This is a genomic window from Paenibacillus monticola (assembly GCF_009664975.1).
GTDB classification, from domain to species: Bacteria; Bacillota; Bacilli; order Paenibacillales; family Paenibacillaceae; genus Paenibacillus_AQ; species Paenibacillus_AQ monticola.
On sequence record NZ_WJXB01000006.1, the window covers coordinates 34,606 to 52,063 of the forward strand.

The window sequence follows — 17,458 nt, forward strand, 5'->3', positions numbered from 1 at the left end:
GCTTCCATCCCCCTTACGCATTAACAAGATGATGTAGCTGAACACGAATGGTCTTAATCTCAAAAGGTGTAAAATGTAATTCCGCCTGAGAATCGTTACTCTGCAGGACCCCGATCGGGTTCTCCATCAAATCTGCTTCCTCAATGGAAAGGCACTCCAGACCGAAGGAAATGACCCCTCGCGCCTCCGTCCCGGCCGTTTCGTACAGACGAATGATCAAATGATTGCTGTCCTCCGCTTTTTTTACGGATTCCACCATTACATAAGGATGGTCGATTTGAATCAACTGTATAGGTTCACATTTCGTCGCCTCTGTCTGATGCGCTTCAACTATAGTCAAAGGAGTATTTAGTTCATAACCTTTTCGGTATACGATTGCCTGAATGAAATTTCCCGCATGCGGATACAAAGCATAAGTAAATTTGTGCTGTGCTCTATCTGCAGTGGGGTCTGGATAAGCAGGACTTCTGAGCAAATTTAGATCAAGAACATTGTGCAGAACGCTATATCCGTATTTGCAGTCATTCAGCAATGCTACACCATAATCCGGCTGTGAAAGGTCGATATATTGATGTGCGCAAATCTCATCCTTGGCAAATTCGATCAAGGTATTACGAGTGGTTGGCCGCTTTATATAGCCAAATTGGATTTCACAATTGACTTGATCGCTGGATACGCTGGTAGGAAAGGATACACGCAGCATTTTGCCCGATTCCCGCCAGTCCACCTCGGTTTCGAACTCAATCGTCGAACCGCCCATAGTCAAAACAATCTTCTGCACGAGTATAGATTCACCATAGTGATACTCTTGCTCGACAACTGCCGTTGGCCCCACTACATGGGCTGTACTTCTCACCAGCCTCATGGCTCCGGCAACCGTCTCGCGGTAATCATGCGGAAAGTCCCATGCATCCCCATTATCATGGTAAATCATAAAGACATTTGCTTGGGTTCCTGGGCGAATGGCCTCTCGACTCAGCAGCTTATCGTACACAGAGACAATACTGCCGTTCTCGTCGAAGATGACCTTCAGCTTTTCATTCTCCAGCTCGTGCTCGCTCGCCATCAACCCTGCAACAGACATCACATGAACAGAATCTTCAAGGGATCTATAACTCATTGCAGGGACGCTGGCTAAATGCCATTTGCCGTTCCATTCCACCCACTCCTGCCGTTCCCAGGGCAGCGAATTAAAGATGAAGGGTTGCTTGGACCCTCCTGACAGGCTAGCAATTTCTTCAAAGGTATCTTTCGCCATCGTGCGAACCTCTGCGAGCAGTAAGGCATAACGCTCAAGCGACTCGTCATACACTCTCGTAATCGAGGAACCCGGCAAAATATCATGGAACTGGTAGAGTAAGACTTCCTTCCAGATCTCTTCAAGCCTTGCTGCGGGATAGGAACCTCCGTGGACGGCCCATAGCAGCGATGCTGCATACTCCAGCTCCCTGAGGGCTTTTTCCATCTTCCGGTTATACCATTTATTGCGCCCTTGTGTGGTTAACGTCCCCTGATGCTTCTCCAGGTACAGTTCTCCCTTATACGTCTGGAAGCGTGAGGCCTCTTGATCCAGCCGGTGGAAAAAGTCGATAGACGGCTCTTGAATTACCGGTGGGACACCGGATAGATTCTTCACACGAGCCAATCGCTCCAAATGCTCTTCACCAGGACCGCCTCCCCCGTCGCCGATACCAAATAGCATAAGGGCATACGCGGACACATTCCTGTCTAAGTAGCTGTTCTCAATCTTAACGAGTGACCTTGGCGCAGCAGGACTGTTATAGGTATCCTCCGGAGGAAGATGTGTCAACACCTGAGTACCGTCAATTCCTTCCCAGATAAAGCTGTGATGCGGGTGTGTATTATATTCACTCCATGACAATTTCTGGGTCATCATATAATCAACCCCCGACTTTTTTAACAACTGAGGAAGGCTCCCCGAATAGCCAAAAACGTCTGGCAGCCACAGTACTTTCATTTCCTGACCAAATTCCTGTTGAAAAAAGCGTTTTCCATATAAGATTTGCCGCACAAGTGCTTCGCCACCAGAGATATTTGTGTCCGGTTCAACCCACATTGCACCCTGAGGTTCCCAGCGGCCTTCTCGTATGCGTTCCTTTATCTTGTCGTACAGCAATGGATAACTTTCCTTCATCCATTGATAAAGCTGCGGTTGGCTTGCTCCAAACCTGTAATCTGGATACTTTTCCATATTGTACAGCGCTGTCGAGAACGTACGCGCACCCTTGCGAATCGTTTCCCGAATTGGCCACAACCAGGCAAGGTCCATATGGGCATGTCCGATTGCACTTATCGTCACGGAGGGATCTCCCCCGCGTTTACTCAGTTCCCCGTTTATTCGCTCGCTTGCACGGCGAACATTATCCGTATTCATCTCTGTCAATTGATTCGCTGCATCATATAAGCATTGATAGATTTGCGTCTTTCTGGCGCTGGTTTCCGGCAACTGCTCAGCTAAATCGATCAACACTTCAAAGTCATAGTACAGACTTCGTGTTTCCTCATAACAAACAGCAATAACAGCTTCCTTTAATCTGCCGCTGCGATAATTGCCGAATAGATCATTGCAGCCTCCATCTGCCCATAGGTTAATAACTTCCCCACCCTCTGCAGACGGGCTGATATCTACGACTCTTTTGCCGGGAAGCCCCAGGATGTAATCGAATTGCGAGTTGATGTTGGTTAGCCCCTGGCAAGGAGTCCCTTCGTGATCCACTAGGCAAAGCTCTCCATTCACATCGATCAGGAGGACAATTTTGCGGCCAGCCTGTGCTTCGGGGACCTTTCCTTCAAAGTGAAACCACGCACAGTCCCACAAGTCTCCCCACTTATCTCCCGGCTCCAACTTTATTTGTTGTCCGGATGTCCGCTCCGTATAAGCGACGGGCTCCGGGGTTACCCAGGCCGTTACTGACAATAAAGCTATCGGCTCATAAATAGATTGTTCCAATTGCGACATCGCAAACTTAGCCTTTTTCAAGAAAATAGCATTGGTTTCATACGGCATTCTCTATCTCTCCTTCAGCATATATACCTGGCACAAGGATAACGAAGACTATCATCCATTGACCGCTCTTTCCATCTGTGAAATAAAGAGGACTCACCAAGGGCAGTCCTCCTCATCCATCCCATAGAAGCATTTTATTTCGTTATGGCTTCCGCCTTTTTCTGAGCATCGTCCATAATAGCTTTGATATCACCATTTGTCATGACCGATTTCGTTACGGCATCACCGAATATTTGCCAAACTTTGGAGCTCTCCTTTGAGAATGTTGGCAGACCTTGTACGTTTCCGGCCATAGCTAAGAAATGCTGATACATCTCCGGATGTTTCGTTTTATAATCATCCGATTCCGCAATCGTCTTCAGAACTGGGGATCTTACACCTGTATCCGCGATAAGCGTCTGAACTTCCTCACTGTACATCGCCCGAATATATTCAAATGCAGCATCTTTGTTCTTAGCATCCTTAGGTACGGAGTGGAAGGCCGCTCCAATTGTAATATTGCCTGCGTTGCCATCAGAAGACAGTGGAATTGGAGCCATGCCATAGTCGATGCCAAGCGTCGAACTTTCGATAGCACGCCACGGTCCGTCGATCAGATAAGCAATTTGCCCTTTCTTAAAAGCATCAAAGTAAGTGCCTTCATTGGTGTTCATCATTAATCCAGCCGGATGATAGCCGTTCAGCTGTTTCATATAGGCAATCGTCTCAAGGTTAGCCTCGCTGTTGAATGTAGGATTACCTTGAGCATCTGCGAACCCACCGACATTGATGACCAGCAACGTACCATACCGTAAATATCCGCCAGCGTTCGGTCCACCGTACACACCGCCGCCATAGAATTTACCTTTGCCGGCTTCAGTTACCTTCTCCAGATTAGCAGCCAGCTCATCCCATGTAGCAGGAGCCTTCTCTGGGTCCAAGCCGGCTTCCTTCACCAGCTTCTTGTTCCAGAACAAGCTGTTTACGCCAGGTTGGGAGGCGAAGCCGTAAATTTTACCGTCATACTCCATAGGTTTCCAGGCAGCAGGAGCGATATTCTCGCGGATGTATTGCTCCATATCCGCCGGGAAGGGCTCAAGCAAACCTTGCTGTGCAAAACCTGGCATTTGGGTTTCTCCAACGATAATATCGGGCATATTTTTGGCAAGGAAGCCTGCAGTCTGCTTCTGAATCAGCGGCTCACCCCAGCCCCAGTCCTCTGTCTTCAACGTAATATTCTTACTCTTCATCTTGTCGTTGATGATGTTCTGATACAGATAAGGAAACACATTTGAATTCACCTTACTGCCTTCCGTATACGTAAAATCAGCATCTACAGGACGAGGACTTAGAGTTTCGTCTGCAATTAACGCTTTCTTCTTCACTCCGAGCAAATCAGACACGATGCCGACGCCAACAGCGACAGCGCCTTCATTTAAAACCGTAAGGGTAACACCTTCCTCCGTCTTGGGAGTTTCTGTTGCAGCTCCATTATCCGTTGTTTGAGGTTTCTCCTGATTGATGTTTGCCGCCTCATTGTTTCCTGAAGAACAGGCCACCAACCCAATCGTCATCATGATTACTAGTGCAGCGTTCGTTATTTTTCTCGCTTGCATCCTTTAACCCCTCCAATATGAAAAATGTTTTACATGTAGACAATATCACGAAGACTAAATATATTCAATATATTTATATATATTTAATATGTCATATTAGTTTATCCCTTTATCCCTGTACTAGCTAACCCTTGAACGATATACTTTTGAAAAAAGAAGAAGATCAACAGTGCAGGTAGGGTGACACCTAGGCTTAACGTGATAATTAATGGATAATTGATAACAGCACCGGGACTGGCTCCAACAGAGGACAATTTTGTTATCGCTGCCGGAAGCGTTTGCAAGCTGTCGCTTGAAGTATAAAAGAAAGGTGTGATAAAGTCATTCCAGGTACCCAAGGCAGTAGTGATTGCTATAAATGCCATAATAGGAAGCTGTAAAGGGAATAAGATTTGAAAAATCAGTCTGAAGGTACCTGCTCCATCCATTCGCGCTGCTTCATCTAACTCGATCGGAACCTTCTCCAGTGATTGCTTCACCAGGAATGTGCCCATGATATTAATAGCCGGCCCGCCGATTAAATAAATCCACCACGTGTTTAAAATACCAGTCCCGCCAGTAAATATACGGTTTCCTCCGGCGAAGGGGAATCTTGCATATTCGAGATAGGTTGGAATAATAGCCAGGGTCGTCGGAATCATTTGAGTCGCCAGCATGATCAAGAATAAAGTTTCTTTTCCTTTAAATTTAAGGCGTGCAAATACATAACCTGCCAAGAATGAGGTGATTAGTGCCCAGAACGTATTGTAAGCGGTGCGGATAATTGAATTCCGGAAGTAAACCGTCACCGCCGTATCAATCGACCCCATAACCAATGCTTTATAGTTAGCTAAAGTTGGTGCTTTAGGAATCGGGAATACTCCCAGCACCGTTGATGTGAATTCAGTTTTGCTAAAGAAACCTGCCAGTACCATAAAGATAAGAGGATAAAGCAGCACCAGACCTACACCAAGGAGGACGATGTGACTGATCAGATGAACCGGAGTGAATTGGTTTTTAATCTTGATGCGCAGCGGTTCGGACATGGCTTATCGCCCCCTCTTGATTGGTTTATTGGGAATAGTCATTCGTTTGTCCGATCCGGTTGACCATTTATAATAAAATACCGTAGCTACGATGACGATTACCGCCATGATCAGCGACGATGCTCCTGCCATTCCCAGGTTGAAATCCCAGAAGCCGTCACGATAAATCCGGAATACAAGCACCTCTGTCTGCCCATAAGGCCCACCGTTGGTAATAAAAAGTACCTGTTCGTAGATTTGTATGGCTCCAATCAAACTGGTAATGACAATGTAGGTGGCAATTGGCTTCAGTCCAGGCATTGTGACAAATTTCAATTTTGCCCATCGGCCTGCGCCATCGATATCCGCCGCTTCATATAACGTCTGATCCACCGATTGCAGTCCGGCAAGCCAGATAAGCGCTGCTCCCCCGACACCTTTCCATGCTGAGTAGACTACAATCCAGAAAATCCCCCACCCGGCAGAGTATTGCCAAATGATCGGTTCTTTTCCAATCGATTTCAAAAAATTATTAATGACCCCGTTATTGGTATCGAGTAAAATATTAAATACCTGAGTGGTTGCCACAGTCGAAGTAACTGCTGGAATATACCAAAGCGACCGATAAAAGCCTTTGCCGATCAACGGCATATTCATCAGAATAGCTGCTCCAAAGCCTGATATTAATGTAACCGCTGTCACTAATCCTCCCAACCAAATTGATCTCCATAATGCACCAGTGTATACCGGGTCCTTAAAGAAACGAATAAAATTATCAAACCAGATAAAGTCCGGAGTATCGTTTAAACCTACCCAATTAAAGAAACCCAGAAAAAATCCGAATATCGTCGGAACCCCGGAAAGAATCAACCAAAACAATAACATCGGTGTAAGGATGACCGCTGCAATGACAGCATCCCTATGCCTTCTCATCACCCGTTTGAAAGAAGATTTCCCCAAGATCTGAGCCGTTTTATCCATATTCCAGTACCCCCATTGCTATAATTAAAACGCCATATTCCTTTATTTATAATCACACACCTTCCGGATCTATGTATTTGTACCACAAATATATATCACTATATCATTTATGTCAAGATGTTTGATATATCATTTAATGCAAATAAAAAAGCACTTTCTGAGTTCTTCAGGAAAGTGCTTTTATGGATTTATTGGGTTTACATTATACTACGCATACAGCTGTCGACTCGCCTTCTATCAACTCCGGCTTTAAAATCACCTTGTGATATTTATGGTCCAAGTTCTGCGGTTCCTCCAGCATATTCAACAATATATTGACCGCCTCTTCGCCCATAATCCCTTCGGATTGAGAGATGTAGGTCAAAGCTCCTGACTCGTTCAGACCCGGAGAGGGATCATCGAAGGTGAGGATGGAGATATCCTCTGGAACCCGGAGTCCAAGTTCTCTACAAATAGACCGGATATGCAATCCTAGTCTGCCGTTTAGAGTAATAAAGGCGGTGGCCATCCGATTTTTGATAAATCGATAGAGCGGATGCTCCGCATTAATCCCCTTATACTCCACGTGAAAGTCTGTCAGGATCAGCGCCGGATTGATCAGCGCCTCCTTCTTCTTCAAACCATCCATATAGCCATTAATTCGGTCCTCTACTGTAGTGATTGGAAGTGGAGAATCGGAGCAGATGGCAATATCACGGTGACCGAGATCCCACAGGTAGTCCACAGCAAGCTTTCCACCGATCATGCCATCGCTGCGCACAATATTGGTTTCCACTCCAGGAAAATACCGGTCAATCAGGACAAAAGGAAACTTGATTTGTTTAAGAGACAGAATCTCTTCATTATAGGTTTCTGTATCACAAGGAAAAATAATCAAGCCTACAGCACCATTCTTAATAAGGTCGAGAATAGCTTCTTCTTCCCGTTCAATCGAATTGAAGCTTTGAATAATGTACAGGCTGTATTGGCTTTCCTCCAATATATTATTGATCCCCTGGATCAACCGGATGGAGAAATAATCGACCAGACCTGGCATGATTAGACCAATTATTTTCCTTCCACCACTTGCAAGTGAAATGACGGTGTTCTCTGTCTTGTTGACAGATACAGCAGTTGATCCCAATGATGTGTAGGATTTATCGGCTGGCACAATCTGCAACCGAAATTCAGATTCAAGCACGGCCTTATGATTGGCTACAATTCCTTGAATTTCTTCGCTGACAAAACTGCCCCTTCCGGGAACACGATATATCCAACCGTCTTTCGCCAATTGCATAAGCGCATTGGCAACCGTAATCCGGCTGACAGAGAATTGTTCCATTACTTCTTTTTCCGAAGGAATCTTATCATTTTCCTTCAATTCATTATTTAGGATGAGATTCTTAAAATGCTCCTGGATTTGTACATATAGTGGCTGTCTGTCATTATACATAATGTTGTTCTCCTAACCTTCTTCAATTAATGTATACGTTATATCATTTATGTCATTTAGTCAATGTTTATCATCATTCAACCGAACCTTTGCTTCCAGAAATATCTTCAGTCAATTCGTATTTACAGTACCCCCGCCTTAAGAAGAATCAGCATATTGTCCGCTGCAAAGGTCGCGCGTGCACTGATTTCGGAGCTGTCCGGTGTATGCAGACCATGAAGCGCATCTTCAAAAATATCCGCAAGCTGCAATGCAGCAAACGTTACTGCTGCACGCCGAGTGTCCTTGATCTCCCAGTGTTCCACTTCCGCCCAGCGGATCAGATAACAGGTAAAAATATCATTCCGTCTTTGCAATACCTCTTCCCGGTAAATGCTGCCAAGTCCCGGAAAACGATGTGCATCTTGAGTAACGACTCGATATAACGCTAATTGTTCTTTCATGAGCGCATGCTGCAAATAATCGATGCCCGCCATAACAAATACAATCCCAGGAGGCTCTGAGAATCAGGGCTTCTCGGGCAAGGGCTCCTCCTCCACCGTCAGGTCTGAACATCTCTGGTACGCAAGACGGTTATTTCAAAGATTCAGATCGTGTCATCCAAGAAATCAATCAATCTGGAACGGATATCCTTTTAGTTGGAATGGGGATTCCTTTGCAGGAGAAGTGGGTCACAGAGCAAAGTCATAAGATAGAGGCCAGAATCATTCTCGCGATAGGAGCCTATCTGGATTTTGCATCTGGGCGCATAAGAAGGGCACCTAAGTGGGTCAGAATCCTGCGACTGGAATGGTTATTCCATATAGCCCTAGAACCCAAACGTTTATGGAAGAGGTACTTAGTGGGTAACATCATGTTCTTTATTTACATACTTAGAAACCGTTTGAAATTTCATAATATGAAGTAGCCGAGAAAAAAGACCCGTAAGATAGACGCTTTGAAACAAGCGATCTTCTTACGGGTCTTTCTATGGTTACACCAACAACGGATCAATGTATACGCTTACCAGCCTATCCTTAATCTCCTCTTTTGTTAAACCGCGCTCGCTTCTCATAAATAGAAATAGCTCGGGGTTCATAGAGGCGAGTATCATATCCGCAATAAAGTTCGTATCCTTAGATAATTCTTTGGTAGCAGATTCAGTTTCATTGAGCAAATTACAAAAGACGTCATGCATGAAACTATATAAAGGTGAATGATAATAGAGCGATTGCCGCCCTTCACAGGTTGGAGCCTGGATAGACACCAGCAAAGGGGAATAACTTTCAATGAAATCAAAAGAGATTTCGAGTGCTTTTGTAATACGATCTTTTAGCGGGAGATCCTTATTCTGGTCCAAATAGCTTTGAATCGTATTACATATCTCATCACTGCTATCTTTCATTAAATCCTGACAAATCTCACCCTTATGCGCATAACGTCGATAGAGCGTCCCTTGTCCAATTCCAGCCGTTTTAGCAATCTGATTCATCGTTACACCCTCAACACCATGTTCAATAAAAAGGGTCTGTGCATTTAGTAAAATAAGACGGCGATGTTCGATCGCATCTTTACGTTCCTTCCGAATTTTCATGGAACAAAACCCCTTTTCCAAAAGTTGCTGCCTATACAATTGACAAGTGGACATTTGTCCGGTATTATCAGAATCACGAAACGGACAAATGTCCACTTAACGAACTAAATGTAAATGTTGCTTGATATAGCCGTATTGTACCCTTGAAGACTAATAGGGTCAAGTGAGCGATATGGACTATACGTGACAAGCTATTTACAATTTATTTCAAAAAAAACTAGGGGGTTGAGTATGTCAGCTGGAACAGCAAAAGATTTATCTAAAGAACGGCCCGAATCAATTACAGCCATATTAGTCCCCCTAATCACCATTATTCTGGGATTGTTCATGGTAGTTCTGGATGGATCAGCTGTAAATGTAGCGCTTCCTAAGCTCTCAAGCGCATTTAATTCTTCCTTAACCACTTTGCAGTGGACGGTCACCGGTTATGTTCTTGCCAACGCAGCAGTGATTCCACTTGCCGGATGGTTATCCGACCGATTTGGCGCCAAGCAAATTTTCTTGTTCTCTGTCGGATTCTTCACTCTCGGTTCCTTGCTCTGCTCCATAGCAACTGACCCCACACAATTAATTATTTACCGCATTATTCAAGGTGTTGGCGGCGGAATGGTAATGCCCATTGCTTTCGCATTTGTTTATCAGCTTGCTCCACCCCATAAAGTCGGTGCCGTAATGGGTATTATGGGTATTCCTGTCCTGCTCGCCCCTGCTCTTGGTCCGCTATTAGCTGGATGGTTAGTCGATTATGCGGCATGGCAGTGGATTTTCATCATTAACATCCCAATTGGTATCCTTGCCGTTATCATTGGTATTCGTTTTCTCCCCAACATTAAACGTCAGCCTGTTACAGCCCTTGATATCTGGGGGATGATCTTAGCTCCGATCGCTTTTGCCGGTTTATCCTATGGGGTTAGCGAAGGTATTAATGGCTGGACCTCTACCAAAACAGTTACTGGATTAGGTGTTGGATTCGTGGCCTTAGTATTATTTATCATTGTTGAGCTACGCCATAAACAACCGATTCTGGAGCTGCGTGTCTTTAAATCCATGGATTTCAGCAAAGGAATTGTCATCCAATGGATTTCTCAAATTGCCCTGTTTGGCTCCATGTTCATTGTCCCTCTGTTCCTTCAACAAGCTCAGAACTACAGTGCCTTTGATACCGGTTTAATCATGTTGCCACAAGCGATAGCTGCAGGTATATTCATGCCCATCAGTGGCGCATTATTCGATAGAATCGGCGCTCGCCCTTTAGTCATGGCTGGTATGGCCTTTGTTACAGCCGCAACCTTTATGCTTACTCAAGTCTCCGCAGCGGATGGAATATCCTCTCTAATCCTCCCACTTTCTTTACTGGGTGCTGGAATGGGACTTTCCCTAATGCCTCTGAATACGCATCTGATTCAAGCTTCACCGCAAAACCTGGTAGGTCGGGTCACTTCACTCACCAATGCCGCTCAACAAGTAATGAGTTCATTCGCTATTGCGGGTCTGATGACGATCCTCACCAGTAACATGAAAGGATTCATGCCTGCCGATGGCATACCTACTATTGAAACATGGACGAATTCTTTCTCAGGTACATTTGAAGTACTGGTGTACATCGCCATTGTAGGTGTGGTCTTAGGGGTTCTGCTTAAGAAACCCAAAACCGTAGGGGATGCCAAAAGTGCAGAGCACTTGGAAGCCAGCAAAATGTTTATGTAATAGAAGTAGAACAAATAGGAACAGATTGAAAAACCGTTTTGCGCGACAGAAATCTGCCGTGTAAAACGGTTTTTTTGCTCAAATATAAGAATTTATATGCTTCACGCAATAACTTATCCTTATATTTCTCGTAGAAATGGATGCCATCCCTAAAAGGACGACGAAGCCGTTTCATCTTAGTTGATGCTATTGTATTTCTTTATTGAAAAATCCTTTGACTATAATCCTTGTTTCGATAGATACTCCAACACCGAATTTTTCTCATCTGTTTGCTCATTGCTTAATTCTGAAAGTCTGGCAGCAGCGGTTACTAATAACCACTCGGACAAACACTCTCGATTAACACCTATTTCCTGCAGATAAATATCAGTTGCCTGTTTTTTCATAAAAAGAATACGTTCGGTATTATGAATTTGGGCTGCTGGCACAGGCGTCATTTCGATTAAGTATACGGTTCTGGCAATATCTCCATATTCATGCCCACGACAAACATTCATGTAGTCAATGATATAATTCTGTTCTTGCTCGATAATAACATTGCCGAAGTGAAAATCCCCATGGCAAAAACAGTCGCCATCCGGCAAGCTATCAAGCATATTAATAAGCTTTGCTTTGTTTGGCATACTTAAATGATCCGTATATTCAATATTTCTCTTTAAAATAAACTTTAAACTAACGGCGCCGCCCAATTTGCAGGCCAGCATCTGTTTTTGCAATTTGGCTAAAGTATTTGCGTATTTTTCATAATCCTCGGTATGCAGTAGGATATCCAGCATAGACTCCCCATCTATCCTGTCATATAGGATGCCATTTCTTCCTTCGTATGTAACCATTTCATAGCTTTTGACGGTTGGAAGTTCTAAACCATGAAGTAATTTTGAATTTTCAAACTCTTTACACACACTATCTAATGGATAACCCCTATTAAAAAGCTTAACCACCTTGCCATCGCCTACTGCAATAACTTCAGCTGTATTTCCTTTGCCAATCAACTTCCCTATCATTCCATCACATCCCATATTACTGATCAGATATCAGAATTTGCACTTCGCCTTCAGCGAAAGTTTGCTCCGCATAATCGTCGCCCCATTCACAAAGTGATCTTAGAATGGGTTCAAGCGATTGGCCTAACTCTGTAGTTGAATATTCAACCTTTGGAGGGACCTGATTGAACATTTTCCGGCTAATAAGTCCACTAGCCTCCAATTCTCTGAGCGTTTGGATAAGCATTTTTTGTGTGATACTATGCACCAGTCGCTTTAATTCGCTCGTTCGTTTCGGACCTTTGATCAGGTAGTAGAGAACTAGCCCTTTCCACTTCCCCCCGATGACCTCCAGGGTCACTTCTAAGTTACAATAATAAACTTTCATGTTATAGAACCCCTTTCATATACAATTATCTCTTTTTGGTTACTATGTAACAAATAAGTGGGTACTTACATTAAAATTACTTATGATACATAATAACACTTATAAGAAGGAATCAAAATATTTTTTTAAAAGGAGAGTCATACCATGGGAAAGTTTACGGGTAAAGTAGCAGTGGTAACAGGAGGTACTAGCGGGATCGGTCTTGCAGCAGCACAGCAATTTGTAAAAGAAGGGGCACATGTCTTTATTACCGGACGCAGACAAAGCGAGCTAGATGCAGCAGTGAAACTGATTGGTGAGAATGTAACGGGTATTCAAGGCGACGTGTCGAATTTGGCGGATTTGGATAAGCTCTACGAAGCTGTGAAGCAAGAGAAAGGTCACCTGGACATTCTGTTTGCTAATGCTGGACTGGGATCATTACTCCCACTGGGGGAGATTACGGAAGAGCAATATTACCAAACCTTCGACGTTAACGTAAAAGGAACGATCTTTACGGTTCAAAAGGCATTACCTTTGTTCCCAAACAATGGAGGTTCGATTATCCTAACTGGGTCCACGGCAGGTTCAAGGGGCATGCCCGCATTCAGCGTCTACAGCGCGACAAAAGCAGCCATTAGACAGTTAATTCGCAGTTGGGCGCTAGATCTGAAAGGTTCTCAAATTAGGTTGAATGTTGTGAGCCCTGGAAACATTCTGACACCCGCTTATGATGACTTATTTGGAGCAGAGCTCGACAACGTTCTGGAAAATATGAAGGCTACAACTCCCTTAGGCAGAATAGGAACAGCTGAAGAAATCGCAGATGCTGTAATGTTCTTGGCCTCTAATGAAAGCAGTTATATTACTGGAACAGAATTGTTCGTAGATGGCGGAGCCGCTCAAATTTAATTCAAGAATCAAAAGCAAAAGCCGTCTGGATTGGAAGAATCCTCAATCCAGACGGCTGATTCATTAACCCATTAGTTAACTTTGGTAAATAACCACTTCTGTGCATCCGTTCCGTTGTCGGTCCATTGCTGTACTGCCGCGCCATCTGCCGCAGAAGATCCAGATACGTCCATAGCCAATCCACTCACTTTAGAAATAAGTTTGTAGTAGCCCCCACCTGCGTCCACGATGCTCCACCTTTGGGCACTAGTTCCATTGTCATCCCACTGCTGCAATTGTACTCCTGTGGATGTTGATGAGTTTGGCACATCCAGCACTTTTCCACTGTGTATTGCCGTTAGTTTGTAGTATCCGTCTCCCGTGCTCTCCACCTTGAACTGCTGATTACTCGCTGTGTAATTAGTCCACTGCTGCATTTTTGCCCCGCTCGCTGTAGATACATCTGCTACATCCATTACCTTTCCGCTAGCTTTATCGGTTAAGGTGTAAATACCACCGCTGACGATACTGGTGGCCGCAGAAGCCTGATACACCCGTACATAGTCAACCAACATTTGCGCCGGAAAAGCAGTTGAGCTGTTAGGACTTCCAGGCCAATTTCCACCCACGGCAAGATTCAGCAGAATGAAGAATGGCTTCTGAAATTCCTCCGTATTTCCGGTTCCGTTCTCAATATAGAAAGCGTTAAACTGCGTACCATCTACAAACCATTTTATATAATTCGCATCCCACTCAATGCTGTACACATGATATTGGGAAAAATCAAGATTTGCAGATACCTGCCCGTATTCGGCATGGCCATTAGCATCCCAGTGCACAGTCCCATTGACAAAAGCGTTGTTATTTACGCGTTCCATGATGTCCGTTTCCCCGCAGAAAGGCCAACCGAGCGGATTAATATTCGTTCCCAGCATCCAGAATGCCGGCCATAGTCCTTGCCCCGAAGGCAGCTTGATTCTTGCTTCGATTTTCCCATATGTAAAGCTCTTTAATCCCTGTGTCTTGATCCGTGCAGAGGTATAATTCATACCACCATAGGATTCTTTTTGCGCGGTAATCACGAGATTCCCACCCGTAACCTGCAGGTTCTGCGTACGATTGGTATAGTACTGCAGCTCATTGTTTCCCCAGCCACCGCTGCCGGTTCCGATTTCAGCAGACCAATTTCCAGTATTCAGAGAAGTCCCATCGAATTCGTCGCTCCATGCCAGATTCCAGCTTGAAGCTGCACTTGAACTCGCAGGGGGGATCAGAGAAATTAAAAGTGTAAACAACATAAGTAAACTTAGCACTTTTCCTCTTTTCAACATCATCTTCCTCTCCTTTTCATGATTCAAATGATAGCGCTACCATTCATTGCATACCTATTATAAACCGGTTTCGATTCTGCTCATAGCCTAAATTTTGTCTATTTTTCAAATAATATTCTTGAGATACTCCCTAAACAAAAGAATTAAAAACCCAGCTTGCTTTTGGAACGTTTGTCGTATAATGCAATCTTATCGAGCGGAGGAATTAGGAACTAAACATGGTGCCTACGGAGCCGTGGACCAATTATCTGGCGCCCTTGGTGTCCCAGTTACTCCAGAACAAAGGGAGAATGCAACACAATGGCTGATGCAAGCCGAGTCAATCCTCATAATCGTGCACAGCGTCATGCCATGTGGGATATGCTTAACCGTTACTAAACCCTCTTAACTAAAAACAGACATCTGTTTGCTACTATTGGACTATATTATTTACAACATCTCCTATTGTCCATTCTATATCTGAGATTACATAAGTACGCTGTTGAGCGAATGTATGCTTGCTTGCAATGGTGCTATAATAAAAAGATACAGATTATACTCCAGTTCACAATAGAGAAAGGAACAACATTCATGAATATGGAACAATTGGAACGAATCCGCACAGGAAAGGGCTTTATCGCTGCTTTGGATCAAAGCGGTGGAAGCACTCCAAAAGCTTTACTGCAGTATGGCATTAAGGAAGATCGTTATTCCAATGAGGAAGAGATGTATGGATTAGTGCACGGCATGAGAACACGTATTATCAAGAGTCCTGCCTTCAATTCCAAGCATATTCTGGGTTCCATCTTATTTGAGAACACGATGGATCGTTTCATAGATGGTCGATTAACCGCCGATTATCTGTGGGAAGAGAAAGGCATCGTGCCTTTTCTAAAAATCGATCAAGGGCTGGCCGAACTTGAAGACGGGGTTCAACTGATGAAACCCATTCCCGGTCTGGACGACCTTTTGAAGCAGGCGGTTAAGAGAAACATCTTTGGTACCAAGATGCGTTCGCTAATTAAAGAAGCCAACCCTATTGGCATCAAAAAAATCGTTGAGCAACAGTTTGCCATCGCTAAACAAATCGCTGGGTATGGTCTGGTACCGATTATCGAACCAGAAGTGGATATCCTCAGCGCAGACAAGGAACAATCGGAAAAGCTATTAAGAGACGAGCTTTCCACTCAGTTATCTGCCCTTGGCAAAGACGTAAAAGTTATGCTCAAGCTGTCCATACCGACAGAAGACAATTTCTACAGTGATTTAATTGGGGAACCACATGTAGTACGGGTCGTCGCTTTATCAGGAGGCTATACTCAAGCAGAAGCCAATGAAAAGCTGGCTCATAATCACGGCCTAATCGCCAGTTTCTCACGCGCCTTATCACAGGGATTGACCGACCAACTTACGGACGACGAATTCAATGCAATGCTCGCAAAATCTACTCAGGACATCTACGAAGCCTCCATTAAATAAAGGGAATTATAGAACGACCCCGAGCTGTGGAAAGCTCGGGGTCGTTTTGTGATTATTGATTATTTTTTTCCCAACGGGCTACTTCTTCTCGCACCCGAGGGGCTACTTCTGTTCCGAGAAGTCTAATCGCCTGCATAACATCCGCATGAGGCATCGTGCCATGTGGCACGTGCAGTAAGAATCTCGTAATTCCCACATGCTTGCGCAAATGAATGATTTTGTTAGCCACCGTCTCTGGATCTCCTACATACAAGGCACCATCAAAGCTGCAAGCTGCATCATAGTCTGAGCGATGATAGGGAGGCAGACCTTTCTCCAATGCCCGCACATTCGTTCTAGCATGAGTTGAAGGGAAAAACTTCTCTTCAGCCGTTTGTTTATTCTCTGCTATAAAACCATGGGAGTGCGACGCTATGGGCAGCTGTGAAACATCATAACCGGCCTTAAGCGCTGATTCCTTGTAGAGACGCACCTGCGACTCATAATGGGATGGATTCACATTTCCGATAATAGCAAGAGCAAAAGGCAATCCTAAGGCCCCCGCACGGACCGCAGACGCCGGACTCCCGGCACTAGCAATCCATACCGGTAAGGGAGTTTGCACAGAGCGTGGATAAACGCCAAGATTATGTATTGCAGGTCTGTGTTTACCACTCCAAGTTACTTTCTCCGACTCCTGGATTTTTAACAACAAAGCCAATTTCTCCTCGAACAACTCTTCATAGTCTTTTAGATCATATCCGAATAACGGAAACGACTCTGTAAACGAACCACGACCTACCATGATCTCTGCACGTCCGTTCGAAATTCCGTCTAGCGTAGCGAAATCCTGAAATACACGCACTGGATCGGCTGACGATAGGATCATTACCGCACTGGTCAACCGTATTCTAGTCGTCTGTGATGCAGCTGCAGCCAATAAAACCGCTGGAGAGGAAGCACCGAAATCATGCCGATGATGTTCACCCACGCCGAATACATCCAGTCCTACCTGATCAGCGAGCACGATTTCTTCCACCACTTCACGTAATCGCGTTGCGTGACTCATCGTCTCACCCGTCTCCACATCAGGTGTTGTCTCGACAAAGGTGCTTACACCAAGTTCCAC

The 17,458-nt window shown here is 44.6% G+C and carries 15 protein-coding genes; 4 read left to right on the plus strand and 11 right to left on the minus strand.

What is annotated here, in order from left to right:
* Positions 1–13: 13 nt before the first annotated feature.
* The 6 genes from GJB61_RS17005 to GJB61_RS17030 form a co-directional block, all read right to left on the minus strand.
* Entirely contained in the window at positions 14–3,028 is a 3,015-nt protein-coding gene (locus GJB61_RS17005) for an alpha-mannosidase (protein WP_154120050.1), read from the minus strand.
* A 134-nt stretch (positions 3,029–3,162) separates the two neighbouring features.
* A complete protein-coding gene (locus GJB61_RS17010; protein WP_154120051.1) occupies positions 3,163–4,623 on the minus strand; it encodes an extracellular solute-binding protein in 1,461 nt (486 codons plus the stop codon).
* Between the two features lie 101 nt (positions 4,624–4,724).
* Entirely contained in the window at positions 4,725–5,648 is a 924-nt protein-coding gene (locus GJB61_RS17015; RefSeq protein ID WP_154120052.1) for a carbohydrate ABC transporter permease, read from the minus strand.
* Positions 5,649–5,651: 3 nt separating this feature from the next.
* Positions 5,652–6,608, minus strand: a complete 957-nt coding sequence (locus GJB61_RS17020; RefSeq protein WP_154120053.1) for a carbohydrate ABC transporter permease — start codon at positions 6,606–6,608, stop codon at positions 5,652–5,654.
* A gap of 202 nt (positions 6,609–6,810) precedes the next feature.
* The gene (locus GJB61_RS17025) at positions 6,811–8,040 is read right to left on the minus strand and encodes a GntR family transcriptional regulator (protein WP_154120055.1); all 1,230 of its coding nucleotides are present in this window, start codon (positions 8,038–8,040) and stop codon (positions 6,811–6,813) included.
* A 122-nt stretch (positions 8,041–8,162) separates the two neighbouring features.
* Positions 8,163–8,516, minus strand: coding sequence for a TetR/AcrR family transcriptional regulator C-terminal domain-containing protein (locus GJB61_RS17030; protein ID WP_154120057.1), 354 nt, complete (start codon positions 8,514–8,516; stop codon positions 8,163–8,165).
* 77 nt (positions 8,517–8,593) lie between these two features.
* Between GJB61_RS17030 and GJB61_RS32595 the strand changes: the two genes are divergently transcribed.
* Positions 8,594–8,947 (plus strand): WecB/TagA/CpsF family glycosyltransferase, encoded by a 354-nt coding sequence (locus GJB61_RS32595; RefSeq protein WP_420819755.1) that lies wholly within the window; start codon positions 8,594–8,596, stop codon positions 8,945–8,947.
* 66 nt (positions 8,948–9,013) lie between these two features.
* On the opposite strand, the gene GJB61_RS17040 is transcribed toward GJB61_RS32595, so the two are convergent.
* The gene (locus tag GJB61_RS17040; RefSeq protein ID WP_195724367.1) at positions 9,014–9,613 is read right to left on the minus strand and encodes a TetR/AcrR family transcriptional regulator; all 600 of its coding nucleotides are present in this window, start codon (positions 9,611–9,613) and stop codon (positions 9,014–9,016) included.
* Positions 9,614–9,844: 231 nt separating this feature from the next.
* On the opposite strand from GJB61_RS17040, the gene GJB61_RS17045 reads away from it, so the two are divergent.
* Complete coding sequence (locus GJB61_RS17045; RefSeq protein WP_154120061.1) at positions 9,845–11,320, plus strand: MDR family MFS transporter; 1,476 nt, start codon at positions 9,845–9,847, stop codon at positions 11,318–11,320.
* Between the two features lie 218 nt (positions 11,321–11,538).
* Here GJB61_RS17045 and GJB61_RS17050 read toward each other — a convergent pair whose 3' ends face one another.
* Positions 11,539–12,324 (minus strand): aminoglycoside phosphotransferase family protein, encoded by a 786-nt coding sequence (locus tag GJB61_RS17050; RefSeq protein WP_195724368.1) that lies wholly within the window; start codon positions 12,322–12,324, stop codon positions 11,539–11,541.
* Positions 12,325–12,340: 16 nt separating this feature from the next.
* Positions 12,341–12,691, minus strand: a complete 351-nt coding sequence (locus GJB61_RS17055; protein WP_154120065.1) for a winged helix-turn-helix transcriptional regulator — start codon at positions 12,689–12,691, stop codon at positions 12,341–12,343.
* Between the two features lie 144 nt (positions 12,692–12,835).
* Between GJB61_RS17055 and GJB61_RS17060 the strand changes: the two genes are divergently transcribed.
* Entirely contained in the window at positions 12,836–13,582 is a 747-nt protein-coding gene (locus GJB61_RS17060) for an SDR family NAD(P)-dependent oxidoreductase (RefSeq protein WP_154120067.1), read from the plus strand.
* Between the two features lie 71 nt (positions 13,583–13,653).
* On the opposite strand, the gene GJB61_RS17065 is transcribed toward GJB61_RS17060, so the two are convergent.
* Positions 13,654–14,892, minus strand: coding sequence for an RICIN domain-containing protein (locus GJB61_RS17065; protein WP_154120362.1), 1,239 nt, complete (start codon positions 14,890–14,892; stop codon positions 13,654–13,656).
* A gap of 570 nt (positions 14,893–15,462) precedes the next feature.
* Here GJB61_RS17065 and GJB61_RS17070 point away from each other — a divergent pair.
* Positions 15,463–16,350, plus strand: a complete 888-nt coding sequence (locus GJB61_RS17070; protein ID WP_154120069.1) for a fructose bisphosphate aldolase — start codon at positions 15,463–15,465, stop codon at positions 16,348–16,350.
* 52 nt (positions 16,351–16,402) lie between these two features.
* Here GJB61_RS17070 and GJB61_RS17075 read toward each other — a convergent pair whose 3' ends face one another.
* The gene (locus GJB61_RS17075; protein WP_338115900.1) at positions 16,403–17,458 is read right to left on the minus strand and encodes an LLM class flavin-dependent oxidoreductase; all 1,056 of its coding nucleotides are present in this window, start codon (positions 17,456–17,458) and stop codon (positions 16,403–16,405) included.

What these genes read in the sequence shown, in the direction of transcription:
- GJB61_RS17005 (WP_154120050.1), bottom strand. Translation starts at nt 3,028, where the DNA reads ATGCCGTATGAAACCAATGCTATTTTCTTGAAAAAGGCTAAGTTTGCG.
- GJB61_RS17010 (WP_154120051.1), bottom strand. Translation starts at nt 4,623, where the DNA reads ATGCAAGCGAGAAAAATAACGAACGCTGCACTAGTAATCATGATGACG.
- GJB61_RS17015 (WP_154120052.1), bottom strand. Translation starts at nt 5,648, where the DNA reads ATGTCCGAACCGCTGCGCATCAAGATTAAAAACCAATTCACTCCGGTT.
- GJB61_RS17020 (WP_154120053.1), bottom strand. Translation starts at nt 6,608, where the DNA reads ATGGATAAAACGGCTCAGATCTTGGGGAAATCTTCTTTCAAACGGGTG.
- GJB61_RS17025 (WP_154120055.1), bottom strand. Translation starts at nt 8,040, where the DNA reads ATGTATAATGACAGACAGCCACTATATGTACAAATCCAGGAGCATTTT.
- GJB61_RS17030 (WP_154120057.1), bottom strand. Translation starts at nt 8,516, where the DNA reads ATGGCGGGCATCGATTATTTGCAGCATGCGCTCATGAAAGAACAATTA.
- GJB61_RS17040 (WP_195724367.1), bottom strand. Translation starts at nt 9,613, where the DNA reads ATGAAAATTCGGAAGGAACGTAAAGATGCGATCGAACATCGCCGTCTT.
- GJB61_RS17045 (WP_154120061.1), top strand. Translation starts at nt 9,845, where the DNA reads ATGTCAGCTGGAACAGCAAAAGATTTATCTAAAGAACGGCCCGAATCA.
- GJB61_RS17050 (WP_195724368.1), bottom strand. Translation starts at nt 12,324, where the DNA reads ATGATAGGGAAGTTGATTGGCAAAGGAAATACAGCTGAAGTTATTGCA.
- GJB61_RS17055 (WP_154120065.1), bottom strand. Translation starts at nt 12,691, where the DNA reads ATGAAAGTTTATTATTGTAACTTAGAAGTGACCCTGGAGGTCATCGGG.
- GJB61_RS17060 (WP_154120067.1), top strand. Translation starts at nt 12,836, where the DNA reads ATGGGAAAGTTTACGGGTAAAGTAGCAGTGGTAACAGGAGGTACTAGC.
- GJB61_RS17065 (WP_154120362.1), bottom strand. Translation starts at nt 14,892, where the DNA reads ATGTTGAAAAGAGGAAAAGTGCTAAGTTTACTTATGTTGTTTACACTT.
- GJB61_RS17070 (WP_154120069.1), top strand. Translation starts at nt 15,463, where the DNA reads ATGAATATGGAACAATTGGAACGAATCCGCACAGGAAAGGGCTTTATC.